General features: G+C 70.4%; 21 protein-coding genes and 1 pseudogene. 9 read left to right on the forward strand and 13 right to left on the reverse strand.

Annotation, left to right across the window (positions count from 1 at the left end; all coding sequences use genetic code 11):
• Positions 1 to 256 precede the first annotated feature (256 nt).
• From F9C11_RS23730 to F9C11_RS23740, 3 genes are read right to left on the reverse strand one after another with little or no spacing between them, the layout of a single operon-like run.
• Positions 257 to 1,315 carry an LLM class flavin-dependent oxidoreductase gene (locus F9C11_RS23730; protein WP_409179559.1) on the reverse strand — a complete coding sequence of 353 codons (1,059 nt, stop codon included), beginning with the start codon at positions 1,313 to 1,315 and terminating at the stop codon, positions 257 to 259.
• The gene (locus F9C11_RS23735) at positions 1,312 to 2,568 is read right to left on the reverse strand and encodes an LLM class flavin-dependent oxidoreductase (RefSeq protein ID WP_409179560.1); all 1,257 of its coding nucleotides are present in this window, start codon (positions 2,566 to 2,568) and stop codon (positions 1,312 to 1,314) included. The genes F9C11_RS23730 and F9C11_RS23735 overlap by 4 nt, the downstream gene beginning before the upstream one ends.
• Positions 2,565 to 3,530 (reverse strand): LLM class flavin-dependent oxidoreductase, encoded by a 966-nt coding sequence (locus F9C11_RS23740; protein WP_409179561.1) that lies wholly within the window; start codon positions 3,528 to 3,530, stop codon positions 2,565 to 2,567. The genes F9C11_RS23735 and F9C11_RS23740 overlap by 4 nt, the downstream gene beginning before the upstream one ends.
• A 174-nt stretch (positions 3,531 to 3,704) precedes the next feature.
• On the opposite strand from F9C11_RS23740, the gene F9C11_RS23745 reads away from it, so the two are divergent.
• Both F9C11_RS23745 and F9C11_RS23750 read left to right on the forward strand, forming a co-directional pair.
• A complete protein-coding gene (locus F9C11_RS23745; RefSeq protein WP_409179562.1) occupies positions 3,705 to 3,836 on the forward strand; it encodes a hypothetical protein in 132 nt (43 codons plus the stop codon).
• Positions 3,833 to 4,912, forward strand: coding sequence for a YeiH family protein (locus F9C11_RS23750; protein WP_409179563.1), 1,080 nt, complete (start codon positions 3,833 to 3,835; stop codon positions 4,910 to 4,912). Before F9C11_RS23745 ends, F9C11_RS23750 begins: the two co-directional genes overlap by 4 nt.
• A gap of 183 nt (positions 4,913 to 5,095) precedes the next feature.
• Here the strand turns inward: F9C11_RS23750 and F9C11_RS23755 are convergent, their stop codons facing one another.
• Positions 5,096 to 6,886: an aspartate aminotransferase family protein gene (locus F9C11_RS23755; RefSeq protein ID WP_409179564.1), complete on the reverse strand. Its 1,791-nt coding sequence runs from the start codon at positions 6,884 to 6,886 to the stop codon at positions 5,096 to 5,098.
• Positions 6,887 to 7,982: 1,096 nt separating this feature from the next.
• Here F9C11_RS23755 and F9C11_RS23760 point away from each other — a divergent pair.
• Both F9C11_RS23760 and F9C11_RS23765 read left to right on the forward strand, forming a co-directional pair.
• Positions 7,983 to 8,660, forward strand: coding sequence for a LysM peptidoglycan-binding domain-containing protein (locus F9C11_RS23760; protein WP_409179565.1), 678 nt, complete (start codon positions 7,983 to 7,985; stop codon positions 8,658 to 8,660).
• Between the two features lie 348 nt (positions 8,661 to 9,008).
• Entirely contained in the window at positions 9,009 to 9,437 is a 429-nt protein-coding gene (locus F9C11_RS23765; RefSeq protein ID WP_409179566.1) for an SGNH/GDSL hydrolase family protein, read from the forward strand.
• Here the strand turns inward: F9C11_RS23765 and F9C11_RS23770 are convergent.
• Positions 9,415 to 9,674 (reverse strand): annotated as a pseudogene (locus F9C11_RS23770) (transcriptional regulator); the annotation flags it as partial. The gene F9C11_RS23765 and the pseudogene F9C11_RS23770 sit on opposite strands and share 23 nt — an antisense overlap.
• Positions 9,675 to 9,695: 21 nt before the next feature.
• Here F9C11_RS23770 and F9C11_RS23775 point away from each other — a divergent pair.
• From F9C11_RS23775 to F9C11_RS23790, 4 genes are all read left to right on the forward strand, one after another.
• Positions 9,696 to 10,478: a cation diffusion facilitator family transporter gene (locus F9C11_RS23775; protein WP_409179567.1), complete on the forward strand. Its 783-nt coding sequence runs from the start codon at positions 9,696 to 9,698 to the stop codon at positions 10,476 to 10,478.
• A 196-nt stretch (positions 10,479 to 10,674) separates the two neighbouring features.
• A complete protein-coding gene (locus F9C11_RS23780) occupies positions 10,675 to 11,022 on the forward strand; it encodes a BlaI/MecI/CopY family transcriptional regulator (protein ID WP_409179568.1) in 348 nt (115 codons plus the stop codon).
• 91 nt (positions 11,023 to 11,113) lie between these two features.
• The gene (locus F9C11_RS23785) at positions 11,114 to 11,461 is read left to right on the forward strand and encodes a hypothetical protein (protein WP_409179569.1); all 348 of its coding nucleotides are present in this window, start codon (positions 11,114 to 11,116) and stop codon (positions 11,459 to 11,461) included.
• 14 nt (positions 11,462 to 11,475) lie between these two features.
• Complete coding sequence (locus F9C11_RS23790) at positions 11,476 to 12,684, forward strand: Ig-like domain-containing protein (RefSeq protein ID WP_409179570.1); 1,209 nt, start codon at positions 11,476 to 11,478, stop codon at positions 12,682 to 12,684.
• 379 nt (positions 12,685 to 13,063) lie between these two features.
• Here F9C11_RS23790 and sbnA read toward each other — a convergent pair whose 3' ends face one another.
• From sbnA to F9C11_RS23830, 8 genes are all read right to left on the reverse strand, one after another.
• The gene (gene sbnA, locus F9C11_RS23795) at positions 13,064 to 14,038 is read right to left on the reverse strand and encodes a 2,3-diaminopropionate biosynthesis protein SbnA (RefSeq protein ID WP_409179571.1); all 975 of its coding nucleotides are present in this window, start codon (positions 14,036 to 14,038) and stop codon (positions 13,064 to 13,066) included.
• A gap of 41 nt (positions 14,039 to 14,079) precedes the next feature.
• The gene (gene sbnB, locus F9C11_RS23800) at positions 14,080 to 15,147 is read right to left on the reverse strand and encodes a 2,3-diaminopropionate biosynthesis protein SbnB (RefSeq protein WP_409179572.1); all 1,068 of its coding nucleotides are present in this window, start codon (positions 15,145 to 15,147) and stop codon (positions 14,080 to 14,082) included.
• A complete protein-coding gene (locus tag F9C11_RS23805; protein ID WP_409179573.1) occupies positions 15,144 to 16,157 on the reverse strand; it encodes a TauD/TfdA family dioxygenase in 1,014 nt (337 codons plus the stop codon). Before F9C11_RS23805 ends, sbnB begins: the two co-directional genes overlap by 4 nt.
• A 33-nt stretch (positions 16,158 to 16,190) precedes the next feature.
• Entirely contained in the window at positions 16,191 to 18,674 is a 2,484-nt protein-coding gene (locus F9C11_RS23810) for a non-ribosomal peptide synthetase (protein WP_409179574.1), read from the reverse strand.
• 32 nt (positions 18,675 to 18,706) lie between these two features.
• On the reverse strand, positions 18,707 to 21,208 hold the full coding sequence (locus F9C11_RS23815) for a Pls/PosA family non-ribosomal peptide synthetase (RefSeq protein ID WP_409179575.1): 2,502 nt from the start codon (positions 21,206 to 21,208) through the stop codon (positions 18,707 to 18,709).
• A gap of 1,075 nt (positions 21,209 to 22,283) precedes the next feature.
• A complete protein-coding gene (locus F9C11_RS23820; RefSeq protein WP_409179576.1) occupies positions 22,284 to 22,871 on the reverse strand; it encodes a nitroreductase family protein in 588 nt (195 codons plus the stop codon).
• A 1,266-nt stretch (positions 22,872 to 24,137) separates the two neighbouring features.
• On the reverse strand, positions 24,138 to 24,521 hold the full coding sequence (locus tag F9C11_RS23825; RefSeq protein WP_409179577.1) for an Lsr2 family protein: 384 nt from the start codon (positions 24,519 to 24,521) through the stop codon (positions 24,138 to 24,140).
• Positions 24,522 to 24,914: 393 nt separating this feature from the next.
• Positions 24,915 to 25,274, reverse strand: coding sequence for a VOC family protein (locus tag F9C11_RS23830; RefSeq protein ID WP_409179578.1), 360 nt, complete (start codon positions 25,272 to 25,274; stop codon positions 24,915 to 24,917).
• Between the two features lie 72 nt (positions 25,275 to 25,346).
• On the opposite strand from F9C11_RS23830, the gene F9C11_RS23835 reads away from it, so the two are divergent.
• Positions 25,347 to 25,538, forward strand: coding sequence for a DUF2795 domain-containing protein (locus tag F9C11_RS23835; protein ID WP_409179579.1), 192 nt, complete (start codon positions 25,347 to 25,349; stop codon positions 25,536 to 25,538).

Genomic DNA, 25,538 nt, shown 5'->3' on the forward strand with positions numbered 1-25,538 from the left:
TACGGCGCGACGCTGATGCTACCTCGATCTGGGGCGGCTCTGGCACTACGCGTTTTACGTGTGCCGTCCGGGAGGTTGATGCTGCCTCCGGGGCTGGGGCAGAGATATCAGTCCCCCGAACTGCTCGACGTCGGGGCGGCCCTGGTATTGCACGGCCCAGTGCTGGTGCTACCTCGATCTGGAGCGGCTCTGGCACCGCGCGTTTCTCTCGTGCCGCCCGGGAGGCCGATGCTGCCGCCGGGCTGGCGCAGAGATATCAGCCATCCGAACTGCTCGACGGCCAAGGCGGCCCAGGTATTGCACGCCGCAACGCCGGTGCCACCTCAGCCTGGAACAGCTCCAACGCCGCGCGGTGGTCCCGCGGAGTCCGGCCGTCGCGGTCGGCGGACAGGTGCGTTACTCGGTGGCCGAACTGCTCGTGATATCTCAACACCTTCTCCGTGACCTGAGCAGGGCTGCCGATCAGCGCGGAACTGCGCTCGACGAAGTCCTCCAGCGTCGGGAAAACCGGTTCCTGGCCGAGTTGGCGCTGGAGGGCGAGCCGGGCCTCGAAGATCGGCCGGTACGCGTCCAGGGCGTCCTGTGATCGGCTGGCCAGGTGGAATCCGGCCGTGCCCGCGCCGACCACGGCGTCCGCGGGGTCGTGGCCGTGGAAGGCCCAGCGTCGCCGGTAGTGCCGGATGAGTTCGGCGTACGGTTCGATCGGGTTGGTCACGTTCGCGGAGAACAGCGGATCCCCGTGCTTCGCGGCCAGTTCGACGGATTCGCGGCTGGTGGCGCTGCCGTGCCAGATGCGGATCGGCTGCTGCAGCGGGCGCGGCCACACCTCCGCCGCGGTGAGCGGCGGGCGGAACCGGCCGGACCAGGTGACCCGGTCCGCCTGCCACAGCTTGCGGAACAGTTCGTAGCCCTCGGCGTTGCGGTCCCATTGGTCCTCGGGCGTGACGTCGAACAGTTCGCGCTGGGCGGAGCCGTTGCCCTTGCCGATGATGAGTTCGAGCCGGCCGCCGGAAAGGTTGTCCAGCATCGAATAGTCCTCGAACGCGCGCACCGGGTCGAGCAGGCTGAGCGTCGTGACCGCGGTGAACAGCCGGATCCGGCGCGTGCGGGCGGCGATGTGGCTGAGCACCACCGGCGGCGACGACGACAGGAACGGCCGCTCGTGCCGCTCGCCGACGCCGTAGCCGTCGAAGCCCAGTTCCTCGGCGAGTTCGGCGTTTTCGACGACCTCGCGCAGCCGGGCGTCGGGCGCGGCGAGTTCTCCGGTGACCGGGTCGGGCGTGTGCGTGATCAGGGTGATCAAGAGGAACTTCACGGCAGCTCCAGATGTTCGCGCAGGGTCGAGCCGGTGTACTCGGTGCGGTAGACGCCGCGGTCCTGCAGTTCCGGCACGAGCCGGTCGACCACCTCGTCGATCGATCCCGGAACGAGGTGCGGGCTGAGGTTGAACCCGTCCACCACGCGGTCGGTGACATACCGGGCCCATTCGTCGGCGACCTGCGCCGGGGTGCCGACGAACGAGTGGTGCCGCGGTTCGACCTCCAGCACCAGTTCGTGGATCGAGAGGTTCTTCGCTTCGGCGAGATCGCGCCACTGCCGGATGCGCTCGAGCTTCCCGGTGCGGTGCTCGATCGAAATCGTGCCGCGCGACGGGTCGAGTTCCCCCTCCACCGGTTCGATGTCCGGCAGCGGGCCGTGCGGATCGTAGGCCGACAGGTCCTGGCCCCAGTACTGCTCGAGGAACGCGATGGCCCGCTGCGGATTGATCTGGCGGCGGCGGATTTCCTCCGCGCGTTCGGCGGCGTCGGCTGGAGTATCACCGAGGACCACTGACGCGCCAGGCAGGATGCGTACCGCGTCAGCGGGCCTGCCGTGGCGTACCAGCCGGGCCCGCAGGTCGGCCGCGTAGGCCGCGGCTTTGTCGTAGGCGGTGTTCGCGGAGAAGACCACGTCGGCGTGCTGAGCGGCCAGTTCCCGGCCGCCGGGGGAGTCGCCGGCTTGGAACAGCACCGGACGGCGAGGCGGAACCGTCGGTTCGGCGCGCAGCCGCACCAGGTCGGTGTCCGCCTCGACCGGCCCGGCCCACAACGCTTTCGCGGCTTCGACGAACTGGGTCGCGCGCTCGTAGCGGCGCTCGTGCGCCAGCCAGCCGCCGTGCCGGAAGTTGGCTCCGGTCCAGGCGTTGTCGGTGGTGACGATGTTCCAGCCGGCCCGTCCGCCGGAGACGTAGTCGAGCGAGGCGAGCCGGCGGGCCAGATCCGCCGGGTAGTTGTAGGTGGTGTTCTGCGTGGCGACCAGCCCGATTTTCGAGGTGGCCCCGGCGAGCGCGCTCAGCTGGGTGATCGCGTCCGGGCGGCCGGCGACGTCGAGCGCGTGCACGCGGCCGCGGTTCTCCCGGACCCGGAGCCCTTCGCCGAGGAAGAACGCGTCGAACAGCCCGCGTTCCATCGTGCGGGCCACGGACACGTAGGTCTCGATCTCGGTGTGGTCCGCGTTCGACGGGTCGTCCCACAGGAACTGCGGTCCGACGCCGGTGTAGAAGACCCCGAGGTGCAGCTGCGCGGTCATGCGATTCCCTTCGACGACACGGCGAATCGGTTCCCGGGACGCGGGAGGCCCAGCGTCGTGCGGAGGGTCGCGCCCGGTTCCGGCGGGGTGTGCCGGCCTCGCCGGCGCAGTTCCGGGAGCACTTCCCGGCTCAGCAGCGGCAAGTCCGCCGGGCCGGGGTGCAGCCGCACGCCGTCGAGGTCGAGTTCCTCCAGCAACGTGACCAGCCCGGCGGGAGACCCGGTGTAGCGGGTGCGGCCGTTCGGCTCCGGATCCTCGGAATCGAAGCGGACTTCCAGCTCGCCGAACACCAGCGGAGCGCCGGACGCGCGAGACCGCTGGAGATCGTCGGTGAACACGATGTCCGGCCGGACGACGTCGGCGAACTCCTCCGCGGCCAGGACGACGACACTGCCCTGCGGCGGGCGCGGCGTGATCAGCGGGCCCTTGACGGAGAAAGTCTTCCCGACGAAGTCGACGTGGTGGACCTTCTCCGGGTCCAGATAGCGGCCGGTGGCGAGGTCTTTGATGACCGCGTCGTCCTCCCACGAGTCCCACAGCCGCCGGACCGTTTCGACGACGTCGGCCACCTCCTGGCGGAGATCGTCCGGCGCGGCGCGGCCCACCGTCGCGAGTGCTTCGGGAGTGGCGGCAGTGCCGACGATCCAGCCGGCGCGGCCGTGCGTGGCGTGGTCGAGGCTCGCCAGCTGCGCGGCCAGGTGGAACGGTTCGGCGGTGAGCACGTGCGACGTCGGCACCAAGCCGAGGCGGGACGTTTCGGTGGCGGAATAGGCGGCGCGGACGGTCGCGTCGATCCGGAATCCGCTGGCGGGCGGGACGGGTGCGTCGTCGAAGGTGGCGAACGCGTACCCGGCCCGTTCGGCGTCGGCGACGACGTCCGCCAGTGCGCGCGGGCCGGTTTCCGGTGCTGCTCCGTCGCTGTCGAGTTCGACCGCGAGGTGCAGGGTTTTCGATGAACTCATGCGGGCCCTCGATTCGTTTGTGCCACAGGTAGCCGGAATGCGGGGCGCGCCGCACCGCCGCTCAGGATGTGGGCGGCGGGTGCGGTGTTGTTCCGCCGGTGTCCACAAGGGAGGCTGTCCCAGCTGGTGGACATGGCGGACCGGCGCGGCCGGGCGGCCTACAGTCCTGCGGTCATGAGTTCAGATGCGAAGCCGCGAGGCGCCGCGCGGATCGGCGCCGACTGGGCCGCGGTGCTGGTCGCGGCCGTTCTGGTGGCGCTGGCCGCGTTCGGCGTGCTGCCGACGATTCCGTTCCTGGTCAAATGACCGCCGCGCTGGAAGGCCGCCGCACGGTGCCCGCGGTGCTGAGATATCTGCCGGGGCTTCTGCTGTTAGCAGCAGTGGGCGTGGTGGGAACGTTGGCACAGAACGGGATCCGCAGCCTCGGCCACGCGACCGGGACCGCGCTGCCGGACCTCGAATACGTGCTGTGGGCGATCGTCCTCGGACTGGTCATCCGCAACACGATCGGCATCCCGGCGCTGTTCCGGCCCGGGGTCGGGACCTACGAGTTCTGGCTGAAGACCGGCATCGTCCTGCTCGGCGCCCGCTTCGTGCTGGGCGACCTCGCCAAGCTCGGCGGGTTCAGCCTGGGCCTGATCCTGGTCGACATGGCCGTGGCGACGACCGTGATTCTGGTGGTGGGCAAGGCTTTCGGCCTGGGCGGGAAACTCTCGTCGCTGCTGGCGATCGGCACCTCGATCTGCGGTGTGTCCGCGATCATCGCCGGCCGCGGCTCCATCGACGCCGACGACGAGGACTCCGGCTACGCCATCGCCGCGATCCTCGCGCTGGGCGCGGTCGCGCTGTTCACCTTCCCGGCGATCGGGCACGCGCTGAACCTGACCGACACCGAATTCGGCCTCTGGGCGGGACTCGCGGTGGACAACACCGCCGAGACGACCGCGACCGGCGCGGCGTACTCCCCGCACGCGCAGGACGTGGCCGTCGCGGTGAAGAGCACGCGGAACGCGTTGATCGGCCTGGTCGTCCTCGGCTACGCGGCGTACTGGTCCACGCGCGGCGGCAAGGCAGTCGCGGGCGGGTTGAAGGGCCGCGCGGGCTTTGTGTGGCGCACATTCCCGAAGTTCGTGCTGGGCTTCATCGCGGTCTCCGCGCTGGCGACCGCGCACGTGTTCACCAAGGCACAAGTCGCCAATCTCGGGAATTTGTCGAAGTGGGCGTTCCTGCTGTGCTTCGCCGGGGTGGGCCTGAACTTCGACCTGCGCCAGATGGCCCGCAGCGGGTGGCGGCCGTTGCTCGTGGCCGCGCTCGGGCTCGTGGTGGTCGCGGTGTGCTCGCTGGGACTGGTGCTGGTGTCCTCGCAGTGGTTCAGCTTCTGACCGGGCGCCCCGCGAGGCTCGCCTGGAATCCCGTTGGCGGGCAACGCCGACGGGTTCAGCCACGCACCCTGTTCCCGCCACCCGAATTTCTGTGTTTCCTCCGGAGCCGCGGTTTCGCCGTCGTCCGCCGGAAAGAACCGCGGCGCGCCGTCGCCAGACCCCGGGCGGCGGCGCGCCGCGGAGTCAGCGTGCCTCCCGGGTCGCGGAGTCGAGCGCGGCCAGCAGGATTCCGGCGGCCGTGCGCACCACGTCCGCGGCGACGTTGAGCGGCGGCAGCAACCGGACCACGCTGTCGCCGCGACCGCCCAGTTCGACGATGAGCCCTCGGCGCAACGCGTGGTTCTGCACCGCCAGCGCGAGTTCCGACGCCGGCGCCCCGGTGCGCGGGTCGGTCAGCTCGAGGCCCCACATCAGCCCGGTGCCGCGCACGTCCGTCACCCACGGATGGCTGGCCAGCGGGGAAAGCAATTCCTCGAACTGGTATCCGCGCTCGACGACGTTGTCCAGCACGCTGTCGCGGTTGACGACCTGGATCGCCCGCGCGCCCGCGGCGAACGCGAGCTGGTTGCCGCGGAACGCGCCAGCTTGCGCGCGCGGGGCCCAGCTGTCGAGGCGCTCGTCGTAGATGATCAGCGAGACCGGCGAGCCGATCCCGCTGAGCGCCTTGGACGCGACGATCACGTCGGGTTCGATGCCGTAGCGCTCGAAGGCGAACCAGGTCCCGGTCCGGCCGCAGCCGGTCTGCAGCTCGTCGACGATCAGCGGGATGTCCAGCTCCCGGGTCAGCTCGCGCACCCGGTGCACGAAATCCGCCCGCGCCGGGACCACGCCGCCCTCGCCCTGCACCAGCTCGAGCACCACGGCCGCGGGCAGCGGGAGGCCGCCGTCGGGATCGTGCAGCGAGCGTTCGAGCAGGTCCGGGCAGGTCGCCGCGCAGGGTTCGCCGTCGTGCCCGGCCGGGCAGCGGGGGCATGACGAGTACGGCGGGTACTGCGTGCCGGGCAGGGCGGTCGCGCCGGACCGCGATCCGGACGGCCCGGTCAGGCCGAGCGCGGCGTGCGCGCTGCCGTGGAACCGGCCCTGGAACGACACGACTCCGCCGCGTCCGGTCGCGGTCTTGCACAGCTTGAGCGCGGCCTCGACCGCGTTGGTCCCGGCCGGCCCGCAGAAGTGCAGCTTCATTCTCGAGCGCAGAGCCTCCGGCAGCATCGCGAGCTGGGCCTCGGAGAACTCGTCCTTGACCGGGGTGGCGAAGTCCAGCGCGTGGGTCAGCTTGCTCAGCTGCGCGGTCATGGCCGCGACCAGTTCGGGATGGTTGTGCCCGAGGGACAGCACGCCCGCCCCGGCGAGGAAGTCGATGAAGACGTTGCCGTCGGCGTCGCGCACGAAACTGCCCGAGCCCTCGGTGATCGCGATCGGCAGCCGCCGCGGGCCGCCGCGGGCGTTCGGCTCCCGGCGGTCCTGCCGGGCGAGGTACTCGGCCGAGCGCGGGCCGGGCAGATCGCAGTAGACGGCGGGGCCGGTGAGCGGCGCGGGATGCTCGAGGGTGGTCATCTGGCCTGTTCTCCCCTGACAGTGGTGGTGGCGCGGCCGGGCCCTGCTGGCAGCCGCCTGCTCGCCCTGGTCGAAGCCGTCCTGGCCGTCCTGGCCGTCCTGCTGGCCGCCTTGGTCGAAACCGGCCTGGTCGCCCTGCTGGAAGCCGTCGTGCTGGCCGCCTTGGTCGAAACCGGCCTGGTCGCCCTGCTGGAAGCCGTCCTGCTGGCCGCCTTGGCCGAAGCCGCCCTGGTCGCCCTGGCCGAAACCGCCCTGCTGCTGTCCGCCGTCCGCCGGACGCGCTTCTGCCGGAACGAACGGAGCGGTCGTTCTCCCGTTTGCCGCGGTAATGCGTTGCCTTCGCCGGAACGGATCGCTCCGGTTCCCGGATGCGTTCCGCCGACGTCGCGCCGCGCTTCCGGCGCCGAGTCCGTCATGCACTCCTCCTCTTTTTCGCAGGGATTCGCGGACCGCCGGAAAACGGTCTGCGGTGAGAAAACGGTGTGCCGGCAGCGGAGGCGGGGGAAGGCCGCGCCGGGGCTCGGCCCTCCCCGGCCGATCTCGCTGGAATGCCGCGGGGCACAGCGTAGCGCAGCCGGATCCGTCCGAACGGAGGTTCGCCCGCCGCCGGGCGGCGTCCGGCCGCGGAAAGAAAAGAACCGGCCAAGACAAGGCAAGGCAATGCGCCGGGAGAGTGAACGCGGCGATTTCGCGGAGTTCGCCGTACTGGGCCGAACGACTGAAGCGGCAACGGCGTTCTCGGCGCCGCGAAACGAAACGTGAATATTCACCGTCCGTTTCCGGCGTGTGAATCGGCGCGGAAGGCCGCATGGTGGGATGTTTGCGCGAGGGTTGCGCGCGGGATTCGAGGATATGTCGAGCGGGAGAAATGTGGGACTTTCCGGGATTTTCGGGTCTTTTTGCCGTTCGGGGCCGGTCGCCGGTGCAGTTTCCGCCGACGGCGGGCGGCGGACTGCGGTTTCCGACGGTGGGGCGGCTGGGCGAGTGGTCCAGACCATAGCGGTGGTCCGGACCATTGGTCCGGTGGCGCGGGCCGCTCGCGGGAGGCGGCGGCCGGGGGAGCGGGCGTGGTCCGGTGGGAGGTGCGCGGCCGGGCCGGGTGTCGCAGTGCGGAGTGAACAAGGTCCGTGGAACCGAGGTTTATCTCGGCCGTTATCTGGTTATGGTCAGCAAAGTACTTATATATGTGCCGGTACGAAAGTTTCCCACGAGACTGATGAGGCGCAATTAGTTGAAAGTAAAGCCTGTGGTTGAGCCGTTATTTATTCACTAAATGTCCGATCACGGGCATGACGCACTGTCGTCTGCCTGCTACGCGCTGCGGCGGCCTGTGGCCGATGCCACTGCTGCTGTACACCTGCCGTTTCCGTTTCGTAATCTTCTCGCGCTTTCGCGGTGACCTGCGATCTACCCCGAGGATCAGCGACCCGAAGCCGCCGCGTGCCGTCGCGGCTCGCTGCCTGGTTCAGGCACGAGGACGGCGCCGCGGTGAGACAGCGAAGGAGCCCCACCCACCGTGGGACGGCACAGCAAACCCAGCAAAACGAAGACAGCTCTCCAGCGCACCGGCGCGACCGCGGCTCTCGCGGGCGCCACCCTCGGCGGCATCGGCCTCGCCGGGGCGGGCACGGCCAACGCCTTCCCGGGGCAGGCCGGCATCGTCAAGTGCGAGAGCAGCGGCAACCCGAAGGCGGTCAACAACACCGCCGCGGGCCAGCGCGCGGGTCGCCCCGCCGGCCTGTTCCAGATCGTCACGAAGACCTGGCTCGCGAACGGCGGCGGCCAGTTCGCCCCGACGGCCGACAAGGCCACGCCCGCGCAGCAGCAGATCGTCGCGGACCGGATCTACGCGAAGCAGGGCTCGGCCCCGTGGCAGTGCCGCGGCGGCTCCGGCCCGGCGAGCTACGCGGACTTCGGCGGCGACACCTCCGGCGGCTCCGCCGAGGTCGAGGCCGCGGTCGCGAAGCCGAAGGTCGAGGTCAAGGCCGAGGCGAAGGTCAAGTCGGCGCCGAAGCACGCCGCGCCGGCCTCCAACCCGGACGGCAGCTACACCGTCGCGGCCGGCGACACCCTCTCCGGAATCGCGAAGAACCTCGGCGTCGAGGGCGGCTGGCAGCACCTGCAGCAGCTGAACGCGAAGTACATCCCGGACGCCAACCTGATCCTGGTCGGCCAGAAGATCGTCACGAAGTAACCCGCCGAGGCCCCGGCCGGGCCCCGCGCCGCTTTCCCCCGGGCGGCACGACCCCGGCCGGAGGCCGCCGGTGCACGCGCGCGAAAGTGCGCTCGGGCACCGCGCGCTCCCCGGCGGCCGGCGTGCGGGGCGGACGGACCTGCTTCGTGGGAACACGGGCCCGGCCGCGCCGCACGCCTTGCCGCGAGGGCGAGATTCCGAGCGCACGTCCGCGGCCGCGGTTTCCGAGTAGAGTCGGAAACACACTTGGGCCGGGGTTCGAATGGTGGTTGTTCGATGGAGTGCCGCGCAGGAATCGCATTCGCCGGAATCTGGCGGCGATGAAACGGATTTCGCGGCGACCGGCCGGTGCGCCTGACCAACTTGTCGAGCGGCGGCGGCACAGTCGCGACCGTCCTGGACCAGCTGCACCGGGCGGATCTGGCCGAAGCCGACGCGGTGCTCGTGGCGGCGGGTTCGGCAGACGCCATCGCCCGCGTGCCCCTCGGGCAATTCCGGGCTGATGTGCGCGAACTTGCCGAGCGTGTTCCCGCGGACCGGCCGATCCTGTCCGACGTGCCGCTGCAGCGCGGGAGCAAGCCGTATCGAAAAGCGCTTGCCGAGACGGCGGACGAGGTCAAAATCGCGCACGCGGATTTTGCCCGTGCATTCCGGACGGCGCGCCTATTCGACGTTTTCGCGGCAGACTTCACGCACGTGAATTCACTCGGCTACCGGATCCGGTTCACGGCCTTCCAGTCGCATCTGGACGTGTTTATCGGTCGGCTTTCCCGCTGACCCGCAACGGAATGCTTCGCAGCAACGACAGCGCCTCACCACTGCGGCTTCCCGGCTCGGCCTGATACACGATCAATTGCTGCCCGGGTGCGCTGCGTGCGTCGAATGCCTGATATGTCAGCGTCAACGGCCCGACGGCGGGATGTGCGAACTGTTTCGGCTCTCGGTTTTGCCGCGGACCTGATGTGTTTTCCACAATTCCGGGAACTGTTCGCTGCCTTCGCTGAGTTCCGCGGTCGATTGCACGACGCCGGCCACATGCTGACCGACGCCGCGTCGATCGTGCTCGCGCTGGTCGCGATCCGGCTGGCGGCGCGTCCGGCGAAGGGCGGGTACACCTACGGGCTCAAGCGCGCGGAAATCCTCTCCGCGCAGGCCAACGGGATCACCTTGCTGCTGCTGACCGCGTGGTTCCTCTACGAGGCGGTGACCCGGCTGATCGAACCGCCGGAAGTCCAGGGCGCGCTGGTGCTCGTGACGGCGCTGGCCGGGATCGTCGTGAACGTCGCGGCGAGCTGGTGCCTCAGCCGGGCGAACCGGGCGAGCCTCAACGTCGAGGGCGCGTTCCAGCACACCCTCAACGACCTTTACGCCTTCATCGCGACCGCGGCGGCCGGCGCGATCGTGTGGTGGACCGGGTTCGCGCGCGCCGACGCGATCGCCGCGCTGGTCGTCGCCGCGCTGATGGCCAAGGCGGGCTGGGGGCTGGTCCGCGAATCGGGCCGGATCTTCCTGGAGGCCGCGCCCGCGGGGATCGACCCCGAAGCGGTCGGGGAGCAGGTGGCGTCCGTCCCGGACGTGGTGCAGGTGCACGACTTGCACATCTGGCAGATCACCTCGGGCGAGCCGGCGCTGTCCGCGCACGTGCTGGTGCGGCCCGCCGCCGACTGTCACGCGGTGCGGGCCGGGATCGAGGAGATCATGCGGTCCCGGCACCGGCTCGGCCACACGACGCTGCAGGTGGATCACGTGGACGAGGACCGGGCCGAGCACTGCGAGCGGGCGCACGGCCCGACGTACCGGTTCACCGGACGGCGCTGAGCGGAACCGCCTGCGTGCGGACCCGGCCGCGGGCGGCTGGACCCTGCTGGCCGTCTTCGCGGTGCTCGCGATCCTGCTGACCGCGATCGGCGTCGCGCAGGCCCGCGACCAGGCCCGCCGTCGTCCGCCGGCCGAGCCGGAGAGCGGGGAAACAACCGCCGAAGACGCGGAATGAGCGAGCCCTAGGATGCGTGGCGTGCAGGGACTCGGCGAGCTGGAATCGGCGGCGATGGACGTCTTGTGGCGCGCGGGCGAGGCGCGCACGGTCCGCGAAGTGCTGGAGGAGCTGAACCGGGACCTGGCCTACACGACGGTCCTCACCGTGCTCGACCATTTGCACCGCAAAGGCTGGGCAGACCGCGAAAAACGCAGCCGGGCTTACTGCTACACGCCGACGGTTTCGCGAGAGGAAGCCGCGGCACGCGCGATGCGGAATCTGCTCGCCGACGTCGGCGATCCCGAAAGAGTGCTGCTGCATTTCGCGCGGTCGGCGTCCGAGGGGGAGCGCGAAGCGTTGCGGCGCGGGCTGCGGAAGCGCTCGTGATCGTTTACGCGGCGCTCGTCGTGGCCACCGCGACGGTCGGGTGTTGCGGGCGCGGATGCCCGCGTCGCTCCGCTTTGTCTTGCTGGGCAGCATGATCGCTGCCGGGATCGGTGCGGCGGCGTTCGGACCCGGGCGCGAGGCGGCGCGGAGGCTGGTCGCGCGGCTGCGGCTGGACGCCCGGACCGGGGTGTGGTGGCTGCCGTCGGAGGAGAAACTCGAGGGCAAGCCCGGCCTCGTCGTGCTTTCCGAGGGGCTCGCGAAGGACCTTTCGCAGCGCGAACTCGCCGCGGTCGTCGACCACGAACGGCCCCAACTGCGCGGACGGCACCACCGGCTGGTCGGGTTCGCGCACGCGGCGGCGTTGCTCCCGGTGAGCACGGCCGCGGCCCTGATCGTCGCCGGGGCCTGGACGGCGGCTCCCGCTCTGCTTCACGCCTGACCGGTATGACTACTATGTCCGGTAGTAATCGCGAACGGGGGCAGATGCAGGTGCTGGGGAGAAGAACGCAGATCGTCGCAGGAATCCTCGCCGGGCTGGCGCTGGCGGCGGGCTGCACGGCCGCACCGGACCCCGGGCCGGCGACCGGCGGCGGGCAGAAGACCGCCGCCGCTCCGGCGCCCGCGACCCTCGACCTCGGGCCGAAGGACGGCTCGAACGACGTCGCGCCCGGCGAACCGGTCACCGCGACCGCCGGCGGGTCCACGCTCAGCGAGGTCACCCTCGCGGCCGCGGACGGCACCGCGGTTCCCGGCGGGATGGATGCCGCGAAGCAGCGCTGGACCAGCAGCAAGCCCCTGGAATACCGCACGAAGTACACGCTGACCGCGCGTTCGGTCGGCGCGGACGGCGCCCCGGTGACCCGCACGAGCACCTTCACCACCGCGACCGCCCGGGCGCAGGCGTACCCGTCGGTGATCCCGCTCGACGGCGAGACCACCGGCGTCGGCATGCCGATCACGGTCAAGTTCTCCGCGCCGGTCGCGGACAAGGCCGCCGTCGAGAAGATGCTCACCGTCACCTCCGACAAGCCCGCCACCGGGGCGTGGCGCTGGTTCGGCGACGACGAGGTGCACTACCGCACCAAGGAATACTGGCCCGCGTACTCCACGATCACCCTCGACATCAAGATCGCCGGCCGCGCGCTCGGCAACGGGGTGTTCGGCAAGGCCGACCGCAAGATCACCTTCAAGACCGGCCCGTCGATCATCTCGAAGGTGTCCGACCACGAAAAGCAGATGCGGACCTACAAGGACGGCCAGCTGGTCCTGACGTCCCCGGTCAGCCTCGGCAAGCCGTCGGCGCGCAGCGTCTCCGGCACGATGCTGATCATGACCGTGCAGTCGCCCTACACCATGGACTCCAGCACGTACGGCGTGCCGACCGACTCGCCAGGCGGCTACCGCACCACGGTCAAGTACGCGCTGCGGCTCACCAACTCGGGCCAGTTCCTGCACTCCGCTCCGTGGTCGGTCCGGCAGCAGGGCCGCACCAACACCTCGCACGGCTGCCTCAACGTGAGCGTCGAGAACGCGAAATGGTTCTACGAGAACTCCCATCGCGGGGACGTCGTGGTCGTGACCGACACCGGCGTCGACCTCAAACCCGGCGACGGCTGGACCGACTGGCGCTTCAGCTGGGAGGAATGGCAGAAGAAGGTCTGATCCCGCCGGGAGCTTCGGCCCGACCGGCGTCCGCGAGGGGAGCCCTGAGGGAACCGGATTCCCTCAGGGGGTGTGGTGGAACCTGGGTGGTTAGTCCACATCGGCGTTGCGCGGCACCGCCGCGAACGCACCCGCGGCCGCCCGCCCAGGCCCGGATGCGTTGTGGGCAGCAGCGGCTCCACCACCGCCCACCGCGCATCCGTCAACGACGAGTCATAAGCCGGTTTGCGCACCCGGCCCGATGATCACCCCGCCAGACCGGCTACCGCCACCGACACACCGAACCGGCCACCAGGTTCCACCCCACCCTCTCCGGGCTCCCCTCACGTTCGTCCCGTCGCCGAGCCCAGCAGGAGCGGCGGGGCCCGCAGCGGGCGGATCAGACGGACTGCCGGGTCCGCGGCGAAAGCACGTCCTCGCCGTAGATGCCCTGCAGCCAGTTGGTCTGGTAGATCGTGTCGAGATAGCGCTCGCCGAGGTCCGGGGCGACGGCCACCGCGGTCAGGTGGTGCGCGTCGTGTTCGGACAGCCAGCTCGTGGCGCCGCTGACCACCGTCCCGGTCGAACCGCCGAACAGGAACCCGTTGCGCGCCAGCCGGTGGCACGCCCGGACCGAATCCGGCTCCTCGACCAGGACCACGTCGTCCACATAGGACTCGTCGAGGATCGCCGGGCGCACGCTGGTGCCCAGCCCGGGCAGCATCCGCCTGCCCGCTGGTCCGCCGAAGGTCACCGAGCCGACGCTGTCGATCGCGACGATCCGCACCGGCCGGCGCCACTGCCGGAAGAACCGCGCGCAGCCCATCAGCGTGCCGGTGGTGCCCGCGCCGACGAACAGCACGTCGAGGTTCGGGAACGCGGCGGCGATCTCCGGCCCGGTGCGGTGGAAATGCGCTCCCCAGTTGTCCGGGTTGGTGTACTGGTTGAGCCATACGTAGCGCTCGTCGGAGGCGCACAGCATGCGCACGTGGCCGATGCGCGCCCCGAGGAACCCGCTTTCCGGATCGGGTTCGGTGATGATGTGCACCTCGTTGCCGAGCGCCTCGATGGCCCGGCGCGTCGCCAGGTTGCAGCGGGAATCGGTGACGCACAGGAACTTGTACCCCCGGCTGGCGGCGATCATGCTGAGCGCGACGCCGAGGTTGCCCGACGACGATTCGACGATGATCGAGCCCGGCCGCAGCAGGCCGTCGCGTTCGGCCGCGTCGACCATTTCGGTCGCGGCCTTCAGCTTGATGGAGCCCGCGAAATTGAACCCCTCGCATTTGAGGTAGAGCGAATAACCGAAGCTCCAGCGGAGGTCGACGTAGAGCGCCTCCTCGTTGAAAGCTTCGGGAACGGTGATGACTCGCACAGTTTTCTCCCCTTCAGGCAAAGCTCAGTGGCGGACGGCGCTCAGCCATACCGGCGCAGTTCGTGGAAGAAGTCCTCGATGACGTGCAGTCCGCCGGAGCCGGACACTCTCTCGTGGACGAAGGCCCCGACCGCGAGGTCGAGGACGCCGAGCCCGAACGGGGAGAAGACCACCGTCCGGTCGGCGGGCGGGCTGACCCGGCCGGTCAGCACGTCGTCCAGGGTGCCGTCCAGGAAATCGCGGCTGCCGGTGCGCTGTTCGACCAGATGCGGCGAGGTGTTGGCCTTGAGGCAGTGGTCGACGTCGTCGACGAAGTTCGCCGACGCCAGCAGGACTTCCGGGGCCAGGTCGCGCAAGGAAACGTGCAATACCAGCGGATGGTGCGAGAACCACGAGGGATCGTGCACGTGCGGTTCGCCGGCGATGGTCGCGAAGACCACCAGATCGCTGTCGCGGATCAGGCCCTCGGCGGTCTCGTGCACGCTGATCTCGCCGGCGAACCCGGACTGCTCCAGGTAGCCGCGGAACCCGGCGGCGCTGTCCGGGTGCAGGTCGTGCACGTTGATCTCGTCGAACTCCCAGCCGGTCCCGGCGAGGAAGGTGTGGAGGTAGCGGGCGATCAGCCCGGCGCCGAAGAACCCGGCGCGCCGCGGCCGCTCCCGGGTCCGGCTGAGCCAGTCCGCGGCGAGCGCGGCGGACGCGGCCGTGCGGGTCGCGCTGATGATGGAGCTTTCCAGGCAGGCGAACGGGTATCCGGTCGCGAGGTCGTTCAGGATCAGCACCGCCGAGGCCCTCGGGATCCCGGCGGCCACGTTGCCCGGGAAGCTGGAGATCCACTTCAGGCCCGCGACGTTCGTCTTCCCGCCGAGCGAGGCGGGCAGGGCGATGATCCGGTCGGCCGGGCGGTCGGGGAAGCGCAGGAAATAGGACGGCGGGTTGACCGAATCGCCGGAGCCGTGCACCCGGTAGGCGGTTTCGACGAGGTCGACGATCTCGCGTTCGCGCCCGGACAGCGCCCGCTGCACCTGGGCGCCGGAGATCACCGCGAACGGCGGGACGGCCGCCGGCCCCGCGGACGCGGATTCGGCAGCGGTTGCTTGCGTGGTCACAGGTTTTCCCCCTCGGAAGCGAGCGAGCAGTCGGAAAGCCGCACCGGGTCGGCCAGCCCGACGAGCACCTCGCGCGGGCCCTCGTAGGCGTCCCGGCTGTGCGCGGCGCGGACGTTGTCGACCAGCAGCAGGTCTCCCGCCTGCCACGGTTCGCGGACGGTGTGGTCCTCGTACACCTCGTTCAGCAACTGCACGACGTCCTCGCCGATCGGGTCGCCGTTGCCGAAGCGCGTGTTGAACGGAAGCCCCTCGGCCCCGTAGATGTCGACCAGGTACTCGTGCACCTCGGGGGCCATCGTCCATTCGTTGAGGAAGGCGATCTGGTTGAACCAGCAGGGCCGCCCGGTGACCGGATGCCCGACGATCGCCTGGCGGCGCTGCCGGGTGCGCAGGCCGCCGTCGGGCTGCCACTCGAACTCGATCCGGTTGGCGCGGCAGTAGTCCTCGATCGCGGAGCGGTCCTCGGTGCCGAACGCTTCGGCGACCGAGGCCCCGATCTCGTCGTTGAAGCTGCGGGTGAGCAGCCAGCCGTCGCGTTCGAACCGCGCGCGCAAGTCGGCGGGCAGCGAAGCCAGCACGGCGGTCGCATCGCTGACCCCGGTGGCCCCGCCGGAGGTCGGCGGGGTCACGCAGGCGAAGAGCAGCAGGCCGGGGAATTCGAGGGTGTAGCTGAGTTCATGGTGCATGCACATCGGCTGGTTCGGCGGCCATTCCGTCGAGGAGTGCACCCCGCCGGGATAGGCGGTGCGCGGCGCGAACGCCTCCCGCTCGGTCGTCAGCAGGTCGGTCAGCCTCCCGAACACGGCCGCGACGGCGGTCCGGTCGGAGAGCCCGAGACCTCGGACGAGCACCGCGCCGTGTTCGGCGACGAGTCTTCGCACCGTCTCCCGGTGCTTGCTCGCCCAGCCGGCCGGGTCGCCGCCCGCCTCGGCTCGCAGCACGGCGGGCAGCCCGGGGCGGACCTCCGGCTCGGGCGGGGACGTCTTGGGCAGGAATTTGGACAACGACATCGGGGAATCCTTTCGATTTCCGCGGTTCGGGGGTCAGGTCGGGGACGAGGAGCCGGACCGGCTGTCGATCAGCGCGGCCAGGTCGGCGAGCACCGGGTGCTTGGCGACGTCCTTGATCGAGACCGCGCGGTCGAGCGCGATCGCCAGTTTCACCGCGGACAGCGACGTGCCGCCCCGGTCGAAGAAATGGTCGCGGCGGCCGACCCGGTCCGCCTGCAGGCCGAGCACCTGCGCCCAGGCCCCGGCGAGCCGCTCCTCGGTGCCGGTGGCCGGCGCGTCGTACTGCTCTTCCGTCGAGTCGAGTTCGACGGCCAGCGCGGCGAGGTTCTTCTTGTCGATCTTTCCGTTGGCGGTCAACGGCAATCGCTGCCGCCAGTGGAACGCGGACGGGAGCAGGTACTCCGGCAGCGCGGCGGCGAGGTGCTCCCGCATCAGCTCGTGGTCGAGCTGTTCGCGGCTCGAGTAGAACGCGACCAGCCGCTTGCTCTGCCCGCCGCGGTCGGCCACGACCACCGCGCCGTCGCGCACGCCGGGCACCCGCAGCAGCGTGTTCTCGATTTCGCCGATTTCGATCCGGAAACCGCGGATCTTGACCTGCGAATCGCGTCTGCCGAGGAATTCCAGCTTGCCCTCGGGCAGCCAGCGGCCGTGGTCGCCGCTGCGGTAGAGCCGCGAATCCGGCCGGTGCGGGTCCGTGGTGAAGGCGCGCGCGGTGCGCTCCGGGTCGTTGACGTAGCCGCGGCCGACGCACACCCCGGAGAACACGATCTCGCCGGGCGCGCCCAGCGGGACCGGCTGGAGCTGCTCGTCGACCACGTACACCCGCACGTTCTGCACCGGCGGCCCGAGCGGCACCCGCTCCCGCGTCGGCGCGCGGTCCATCACCTCGTGGTTGGTGTCGTCCGAGGTTTCGGTGAGGCCGTAGGCGTTGACCAGCTTGACGTCCGGCATCGCGGCGAACCAGCGCTGCGCCAGCTCGGTCTTGAGCGCCTCGCCGGTCACCGAAACGCAGCGCAGGTCCGGCAGCGCGACCGGGTTCTTGCCGACCGCGGAGAGCAGGACCTCCAGGTAGGAGGGCACGACCTGCAGCACGGTGACCCCGCCGCTGCCGAGCCGGGCGGCGAACCGGTCCGCGTCCAGGATCACGTCCTGGTCGATCAGGAGCGTGGTCCCGCCGACCACGAGCGCGGAAACCAGCTGCCACAACGAAATGTCGAAGCACTGCGGCGCGACCTGAGCCACCACCGAATCCTCGGTGATGCCGAGGTCGTTGATCTTGGCGCAGAGGTGGTTGACCATCCCGGCGTGCTCGCACATCGCGCCCTTCGGCTCGCCGGTGGAGCCCGACGTGAAGTAGATGTAGGCGAGCTGGCCGGAATCGACGGCGACGCCGAGGTCGTCTTCGGAGTGGTCCTCCTCGTACGCGGCGTCCACGAACAGCGTGCGCACGCCGGGCAGCGATTCGACGGCCTTGCGCAGCGTCGTCGTGCTGCCCGGTTCGGTCAGCACGAGTTCGCAGCCGGCGCGGCGCAGCGTGGTCGCGATGCGGTCGGTCGGGAAATGCGGCTCGATCGGCAGGTAGACGCCGCCCGCCTTGAACACGGCGAGCACGGCGGCCATCCAGTCCAGATTGCGCTCGGTCACCACCGCGACGACGCCCTCGCGGCGCAGCCCGCGCGCCACCAGCGCCCGCGCCAGCCGGTTGGCGCGCCCGTTGAGCTCCCGGTACGTCCACCGCCGGTCGCCGTGCACCGCGGCGATCGCGTCCGGATTCCGGGCCACGCTGCGCTCGAACAGCTCGTGGCAGCGCAGGTCCGGCACCTCGACGTGCGGTCCGGCGAGCCCTTCCAGCTGCAGTTTGAGTTCCGCGGCCGACAGCAGCGTCGTCTCGCGGTGCGGCGCGGAGACGTCGGCGCGGATCAGCGCGAGCGCGCTCAGGTGGTAGCCGAGAATGCGTTCGGCGGCTTCGGAATCCAGCACCTCGGTGCGGAAGCGCAGCCGGAGCGTCTCCAGATCCGGCGAAACGTCCAGCCGCAGCACCGTGTCCGCGGCCAAGTCCCCGGCGGCTCCGGTCGGGTCGAGCACCGTCTCGAACGGCGGGGTCATGATGCCGAGCTCGGCGCGCAGGTCGTCGACCGGGAAGTCCCGGAAGGCGGCGGTCGTGGCGCCGATCTCCGCGGCGTGGTCGATCAGTTCGCGCCAGGTGCCGGGTTCGGTGCTGAGCCGGCAGGGCAGCGGCGCCCCGCCCGGCTCGGCGACGTAGCCGGTGCACACCTGCGCCTCGCCCGACACCGCGGCGAGCACCTTGGCGTGCGCGGCGAGCAGCACCGCGCTCAGCGGCACGCGCAGCTGGCCGGCCAGCAGCCGCAGGGCGGCCGCGGTCCCCCGGGGGACCGGCGTTTCGTGGTCGCCGATCCCGGGGCCGGCTTCCAGCGTCCAGCGCGGGACGCTGGTCCGGCCGCCGGCGGTGAGTACCTCTCGCCAATGCTCGCGAACCGCTCCCAGTCCGGTTCTCATGGGCTTTCCTTCCCGTGGTTGTCGGTGGTCCGTCACGATTTCCCCGCCGGCCGGCGGCGGCCCGCCCGGATCTCGTGCGCGGGGTTTCCGCCCCAGTGCGCGCCTTCCGGGACTTCGGTGCCCTTCATGAGGAAGGAGTCGGGGGCGAGCGTCGAACCGTCGCCCATCGTCACGCCGTAGTGCACCAACGCCCCGACGCCGACCGTGCACCCGCTGCCGATGGAGATGCGGTCCATCTTGAAACCGCCGTCCTCCTGCGAATGGCACTGGATGACGGACCCGGCGTTGAGCGTGACGTCGTCTCCTATGCGCACCAGCGTTTTCTCGATGATGCCCGCGCCGTCGTCGAAGAGGCGCTTGCCGACCTTGACGCCCAGCAGCCGCCACAGCAGGCTCTTCATCGGGGTGCCGTTGAGCGCTTGCAGGTGGGCGTTCGTCGCGGCCGCTTTCCAGAACCGTTCCTGCCGCCAGAACCGCCGGTCGTAGATCGAGCACGACAGGGGGCGCAGCGGGCGGATCGCCACCGTGATCCGTTCGAGGGCGGCGAAATACCCGATGCCGTACAAGAGGAAGACGAGCGTGTCGAGCGCGAACAGCGGGGCCCCGATGACGTCGTAGCAGACGTCCGAGGCCCAGGTGAGCAGCAGCAGGCCGTAGAAGAACAGCCAGTGCGACAGGGTGTACAGCAGCATGCCCCCGGCGTTGTGCCAGGTCTTGGCGGCCAGCCTGCGCCGGAATTCCTCCGGCGTTTTCGGGTGGTCGAACTGGCTGTCGCGCTCCACCGAACGCGGGATTTCGAAGCTGGGGGAGCCGAGCAGCCCGACGTTCTCGCGCACCGGGCCGTCGAGCGGCACCAGGACTTTGGTGGCGAGCAGGCAGTTGTCCCCGGTCCGGGCCCCGGCCGGGTAGACGACGTGGTTGCCGAGGAAGTTGTGCGCCCCGACGCGCACCCGGGAAAGCCGGAAGGAGGTGCTGGTGTACTCGGCGTTGACCACCGAGAGGCCGTCGGCGACCATCGTGCCCGCCCCGGCCTCGAACAGGTACGGGTTCTCGTATTTCTCCTCGAGCCCGAAATTGGACCCGGTCTGTTCTTCCTTGGAGACCTTGCAGCCCAGCACGCGCAGGTAGTGCACGATGGCCGAGCTGTCGCCGAGGAGGGTCTTGAAGAACCTCAGGTTGGTGAGCGCGCGGATCGCGCGGTGCGCGGTGTAGCGGAGGGTGTAGAGCCGGTAGACCTCGCCCGGTTTGAGCGCGAGGTTCAGCAGCCGGGGGAGCAGGGTGGCGATCAGGAGCCCGGTCAGCCGCAGGCCGAAGTACAGGAGGAAGGAGAGGACCAGTGCCTTCCCGTAGAACTTCGGGCTGGCGAAGTCGATGACGGCCGAGCCGAGCCCCAGCGCCGGGCTGAGGTTCGGCAGCGTGAGCAGCACGAAGCTGAGCAGGCCGAGCACCAGCGGGGCGGCCAGGAAGAGCAGGGTCAGCACCTGGCGCACGGCGAAGAACGCCCGCCGGAAACTGCCGCAGGCCCGCGGTTCGACCCGGCGGTACCGCACGTCGGCGGGGACGGCGGGCACGCCGTGCCAGCTCTGCCCCGCCGGGACGGTCTGCCCGGCGTGCAGCGACGAGGCGTGCCCGAGCTGGGCGTGGTCGCCGATCCGGGTCTCGATGTCGAGCACGGCCATCTCGCCGACGTAGGCGTGCGCGCCGATCGCGACCGGCCCGGTCCGGATCGTCCCGTCCTGCGCGCGGTAGGTGGCGAAGTAGGTGTCCTTGCAGACCACCGCGCCTTCCCCGACGGTGAGCAGATCGGTGCACACCGGGACGTGGCGGGAGAAGATCGTGACGCCCTTGCCGATCTTCGCGCCGAGCGCGCGCAGGTACCACGAGTAGAGCGGGGACCCGACGAAAAGCGGGACCAGCAGGTTCCGCTGGACGAGGGTGCGGACCACCCAGAACCGCACGTAGCCGAGGCTCCACACGCGGATCTCGGCCGGTTTCCAGCGGCCGACGAGAAGCCATTTGACCGCGATCGGGAGGGTGCACAGCACGGCCAGCGCCAGCGCGCCGAAACCGACCGCGCGCAGATAGTAGTCGAGCAGGCCGGTTCCGGTCACGATCCAGCTGGCGCCTATGCCGAGCACCTGGGCGACGAGATAGGAATAAAGCAGGAAAATCACCGTCTGCAGGATTCCGCAGCCGAGGTATTCGAGCCGGCTCGCCCGCTTCGCCGGCTCGGCGGGCTCGGGAGCGGGCTCCTCGGCCGGGGCTTCCTCCGTCTCGGCCAACGCCGACACGAGACTGGCGATGGTCGGATTCCGGTAAATGTCCTTGATGGAGACGGAGGGAAGATCGGCACGCTTGCGCACTCGTGCGCAGAATTGTGCCAGCACGAGCGAGTTGGCCCCGAGATCGGCGAAGAAGTTGCTGTCGGCCGACACGTTTTCCTGCCCGGTGACATCGGCCATCACCTGGGCGAACGCTTCTCCGGTGTCGGGTGCCGGACCGGGGCGGGCGGTCGGGTACTCGGTGAGATCCATATTCCTTATCATCGGAGGATGTAACGCCGACGTAACCTACGGACGTCGGTGTTGACAATTTCGTGACCTGTTCGATGCGAGTCGCGGTTGACAAATCCGGCACCGGTTCAGTGTGCGGTCTAGACCACGTGAACGGTCATTAATCTGGCAAAGAGGACCAATGCCGTGAATGCCCTTTGTTTTTCCACGATCCGTGGCGGCTTTCGACGGATCCGGGACGGTCCGCGAAGAGCTCCGGCGAAGTCCGGTCGTCGTCGTGCGTTTACCGCAAAGCGATCGTCCGCACGGGCGATGTTACCAGGATTTCCCCGCTTCCGGGGGCAGGATTCCCCGGTTGGCGCACGCCGAACTGCTCCGCGGGGGTGAAATCCGTGGGACGACGAGTGGTGCGGAGTCGCTGTGCGGAGCGGGTGTTCCGATGGGTTTTCGCCTCGCTCGAAGCGGCGCGGCGCGGCCGTCAAGGTTCGTTGGTCCTTAATTGCGGTGACCCTGTTCCTTCGGCCGGAATATGCAAGTTCTATTTCCCGGCAGTGCGGGCACTTTCGGGGGATTGTTGTCTTGTCCGCGAATTCGTGTCGCAGAGGCGATCTGTGCGGCGGACGGCCGGTGCCGTTGCGCTGTTCGGCCGGGGCGAAGTTGCTCCGCCGGATTTGTGCCCGCCGGGCGGGGTTTTCCGCGGCTGGAGGGTCGGGTTCCGGAATTTTCGAAATATTTTCGGGTTGTCCGGATTTCCCGGGGTAGGGAGAGGGAATGGGGCGGGAGGTCATGGGGGCGTCGCCGCATCGCGCGGAACTCGCTGCGCCAAGCGCTGGTTTCGGCGGAATCGTTGCGGCGACCGCCGGGCGCGCTCCGGAATTGTCGCCGTTGGTGTTCGGGTTCTGCGGGCTGGCCGCGCGGGCGGTGTCCTGGGTGCTGTGCTCGTCGGCGATGACCGGTGAGGGCGGAAGGCGCGTTCACCGGCGACGGCCGGGCACGCTGATATCTCAACCAGCCGGACGTGCCGTCGCGCGTTCTCGGCACTGTGCCCGCCGGACCGGCGTGCGGGGCTGGCTCGGCGTCTCGGGAGGGTGGCGGCTTACCACTGTCCGAAGTGGACGGTTTCGCTCTCCGGCTTCCGCCGGCGAGCGGCCGGGGAGGCTCCCGCGGAGATCTTGGTGTCTGCGTCGTGGCCGATGGCGATCGCGCCGATCGGCTCGTGGGTGGCGGGCACGCCGAATTCGGCGCGCAGGTTGTCGAAATCCTCCGCGCCGATGCCGAAGTACACCGCGCCGAGCCCCTCGTCGACCGCGGTCTGCAGGATCAGCAGGACGGCCATGCCGGTGTCGATGTACCAGAACGGCACCGGCCAGCGGTCCTCGCTGCGGTCGGTCCAGCCCTTGTCCGGCTCGGCGTACCGGTCGAGGTATGCGTCCTTCACCGAGAACGGGATCACGATCACCGGTGCGGCTTTGGCGCTTTCGTCCAGTGTCCACGATCGGAGGGTGTCGGCGAACCGCCGCACGTCGTCGCCCTGGAGCACCAGGAACGCCTGGCCCTGCGAAAATCCGGCGGACGGCCCGCGCACCGCGTTGCGCATGATCCGGCGGACGCTGTCCTCGGAGACGGGCTCGCTGGTGAACTTGCGCACCATCCGCCTGCGCCGCACGACTTCCTGAAACTCCATCGCCACCCCCTGGAGAAGTCCTCCGGCAACTGTAGCGGGTTTCTCCTGCCCGGCCCCGAGGCGAGTTCGCCCGGCTGGCGAGGGGCCGGAGGCGGCTGCTGTCGGTGGGGAGGGCCGGTGGTGAGGGGCACGGTGGGGCCCGCGTGGGGAGATGTGGCTGGCATGGGGGGCGCGGTGCCTGCCCGGTGCCCGTGCCGTGCCGGGCTCACCCGTGCCGTGCCGTGCCGTGCCGTGCCGCGAGGTGCCGCGCTCGCCGGTGCCGTGCCGTGCTCGCCGCGCCGTGCTCGCTTGCGCCGTGCCGCGCTCGCTTGCGCCGCGCTGTCCAGTGTCCGCGCCTGCGCCGCGCAGTGCCGCGCTCGCCGTACCGCGCTGCTCCGCGCCGTGCCGTGCCGCGAGGTGCCGCGCTCGCCGGTGCCGTGCCGTGCTCGCCGCGCCGTGCTCGCTTGCGCCGTGCCGCGCTCGCTTGCGCCGCGCTGTCCAGTGTCCGCGCCTGCGCCGCGCAGTGCCGCGCTCGCCGTACCGCGCTGCTCCGCGCCGTGCCGTGCCGCGAGGTGCCGCGCTCGCCGGTGCCGTGCCGTGCTCGCCGCGCCGTGCTCGCTTGCGCCGTGCCGCGCTCGCTTGCGCCGCGCTGTCCAGTGTCCGCGCCTGCGCCGCGCAGTGCCGCGCTCGCCGTACCGCGCTGCTCCGCGCCGTGCCGTGCCGCGAGGTGCCGCGCTCGCCGGTGCCGTGCCGTGCTCGCCGCGCCGTGCTCGCTTGCGCCGTGCCGCGCTCGCTTGCGCCGCGCTGTCCAGTGTCCGCGCCTGCGCCGCGCAGTGCCGCGCTCGCCGTACCGCGCTGCTCCGCGCCGTGCCGTGCCGCGAGGTGCCGCGCTCGCCGGTGCCGTGCCGTGCTCGCCGCGCCGTGCTCGCTTGCGCCGTGCCGCGCTCGCTTGCGCCGCGCTGTCCAGTGTCCGCGCCTGCGCCGCGCAGTGCCGCGCTCGCCGTACCGCGCTGCTCCGCGCCGTGCCGTGCCGCGAGGTGCCGCGCTCGCCGGTGCCGTGCCGTGCTCGCCGCGCCGTGCTCGCTTGCGCCGTGCCGCCCGCGCTCGTGTGTACCGGCATCCGCTCCTGGCCGGTGGAAAAAAGACCGCCCGGCCGGAGGCATTCGCCTGCGGCCGGGCGGTCTTTTCTCGCGAACGGAGGCCGCGAACTGTTCCGGGATTCCCGGCGCCGAAACCCCGGCGGGGAAGTGCCCGGTTTTCCGGAAATGATCTTCCCGGGATCCGAGCCTATTTCCCGGTGCGCTTTTTCGCGGCGCGCTTGCGGGGCTTGGCCTCCTGCTTCTGGCTTTCCTCGTAGGCGGCGATCACCTCGCGCGGGATGCGGCCGCGTTCGGCGATGGCCCAGTTGTTGTCGAGGGCCCAGGTGCGGATCGCCTTGGAGCGTTCGCGTTCCTCGGCGGTCGGCGCGGCCGTGGCCCGCACGGTGGTCTTGCGTCCGCCGGTGCGGCGGGCGGCGGCGATGAACGTCGCCAGCTCCTCGCGCAGGGACGCGGCGTTTTCGTCGGACAGGTCGATTTCGTACTGGACGCCGTCGAGTCCGAAGGGGACGGTCTGCCCGGCTTCGGACCCGTCGAGGTCGTCGATCATCTCGACGAGGACTTTCTGTGCCATCGCGGCGGCTCCTCCTGGAAACGGGACGTGGTCACCGCAGACCATAACAGGAGTCCACTGTGGCTGGTCGCCGGAGACAAGGCGTGGGGAGCGGGAAGGGCGGATCCGGAAGTTCCCGCTCCGGCGCGGTGCCCGTCCGGTCGCGTTTCCTCCGGAGGCGGCGCGGGTTCCGCGGAGTTCCGGCCCTGCGCGGTGTGCGCTGTTCCCCGGTCCGGAGTTCGAATTCGCCGAGCCCGCCCGTCCACTTGCGACTGACCGGGCTGGGCGGCTCGCGGAGTTTTCCGGTGAAACTGGCTGACGACCGGGAAATGCTGTTCCGCGGGTACTGGCGGAATCCCGGGTCGACGCGGACCTCGCGCGGGCGGAGCAGCCGCAGGATTTCGCCCGCTGCTCTTATCGCGGTCCGTAAACCACGACCGTGTTTCCCCACGGGTCCCGCGCCACCGCTCGGACCTCGTGCGGTCCTTGTTCCGGTTGCCGCACCACGGTTCCGCCGCCGGAGACCAGGGCGGTCAGTGCGGCGGCGACGTCGGGCACCTTGAACGACGCGGCGGGAACGCCGTCGGTGACGTCCTCCTCCGGGCCGGCGAGGGCGAGTGTCGTCCCGCCTGCGTCGAGGGCGGCGTAACGGTCTCCGTCGACGAACTTCGCCGGCAGGCCGAAGGTCTCGGCGTAGAACCGCACGGCTGCGCTGACGTCGGCGACGGGATGCAGCACGTTCCCGATCTTGGCCGGTTCCGGGGAGTCGTTCACCGGTCGAGCGTAGCCCGCATCGATCCAGGAGCGGGCGGGTATGCGGAGGGAGGACCCGAGGAAGGGAGCGCCATGTCTGACGTCCGGGAGTATCTGACGGAGGTCGAGTACCCGTGCGAGCGCGACGAACTCCTCCGCCGCGCCGCCGCGAACGGCGCGGGCGACGACGTGATCGGCCATCTCGGCAAACTGCCCGAGCAGCGGTACGAGAACGCCGACGCGGTGCACCGGCTGCTCGGCGAGGACCTCGACCCGCATTCCTGA

The sequence above is a fragment of the Amycolatopsis sp. VS8301801F10 genome, from assembly GCF_046195355.1.
In the GTDB taxonomy this organism is placed as follows: domain Bacteria; phylum Actinomycetota; class Actinomycetes; order Mycobacteriales; family Pseudonocardiaceae; genus Amycolatopsis.